We start from the raw sequence: 1557 nt of genomic DNA on the forward strand, positions 1-1557 counted from the left end.
GCTTCAGTATCATTATAAGGGTAACGGCGAAGGTTGTTAAGTAGTTTTTTGTTCTATTTCTATGGTTAGTGTAGCTACAAAGTAGGCTACCGTTTTTTATGTAAATGCAAGAGATCTATTGAAATACCCCTGCAAAACTATACTATTGATTAGTGCACTTTAAATTTGAAACTATGGATATATTAGGCAAACTGGTAATCTTACTATCAGTTTTTTGCTCTCTTTTCCTTCATATTCATATCAATTTAGAACCAAAGCAAACCAAGCAGTAGTTTTAGATTTAGCCTCAGATTCGTTCATCTTTGAGCACAATTCCGATGAAAAAATGACCCCATCTTCAATGAGCAAGTTAATGACTTTATATGTTGCCTTCGATTACCTAAAAGCCGGAATAATCAACATGGAAGATGAGTTTCGAGTAAGTAGAAAAGCGTGGGAAAGGAAAGGCTCTTCTATGTTTTTAATGGAAGGTCAATCTGTTACGGTGAAAGAACTGCTCGAAGGAATTGTAATAGTTTCAGGTAATGATGCTTGCATCACACTAGCTGAGGGCATTGCGTGGTCAGAAGAGAGTTTCGTAATGGAAATGAACGAAGTTGCGCATAATCTAAATCTGAACAACAGTCACTTTGTCAATTCAAGCTGTTGGCCGGATGAAAATCATTTCATGAGTGCAAAAGATTTGGCAATATTGACGAAGAGGATTTTCACTGGTTTCCCCGAGTATTACGGCTTGTTCTCTGGGCAATATCTGACGTATAATGACATTTTACAAAAAAATAAAAATCTTCTACTTTTTCACAATATCGGAGTTGATGGCCTAAAAACCGGCTATACAAACGCTAGCGGTTACGGAATTGTAGTATCTGCAAAACGGAACGACAGGAGAATTTTTGCCGTTGTAAATGGGCTGAGTACTGAAAGAGAGCCAATAGAAGAAGCAAAAAGACTGATACAGTATTCCTTAAATCATTTTAGCACTAGAAAGATATTCGCTAAGGACGATGTAGTTGAGGAAATAAATGTTCTGTACGGAAAAGACATGAAAGTGCCCATCATAGTTGCAAACGATATTACTATAACCTATAGTCGCAACTTGCATGATAAAATTAAGGTGCGTGTTGAATATAAAGATATGATACCTGCACCAATTAAAAAAGGGCAAGAAGTAGGCAAAGTTCTTATAGAAATACATGGTATTGAGCAGCAAACAACACCACTTTATGCAGTAAATGATGTGCAGGAATTAAATTACGTAGAAAAGTTTTTTAGAATGTTGTTTTAAAGCTTAAATAGTGCATTATACCAGAAAGTTAGGCATATGCAAAGAAAGCAACACTAGCAATAAAGAAAACAAGAGAAAGGAAAACAACAAAGAGGGCTAGTGCCTGCCCTGCTGTATACAGAATGACAATTTTTGCCGTCCTGTAACTTATACCAAATTCCACTACATAGAAAGCCGATAGACAACAGTGAAAAAAGTTATAACGTCATCCAACAGAAACAAAAAAACTACTTGACAAATTCCTCCAGTTCCCTTAATTATGGTGGTGGAGT

Annotated in this window: 1 pseudogene; it reads left to right on the forward strand. The window is 36.2% G+C overall.

Annotated features, from left to right (window positions below):
* Positions 1-179 precede the first annotated feature (179 nt).
* A pseudogene (locus tag AB6N09_RS05625) lies at positions 180-1285 on the forward strand (D-alanyl-D-alanine carboxypeptidase family protein).
* Positions 1286-1557 lie beyond the last annotated feature (272 nt).

The organism is Wolbachia endosymbiont of Tettigetta isshikii (genome assembly GCF_041154185.1).
GTDB lineage: Bacteria > Pseudomonadota > Alphaproteobacteria > Rickettsiales > Anaplasmataceae > Wolbachia.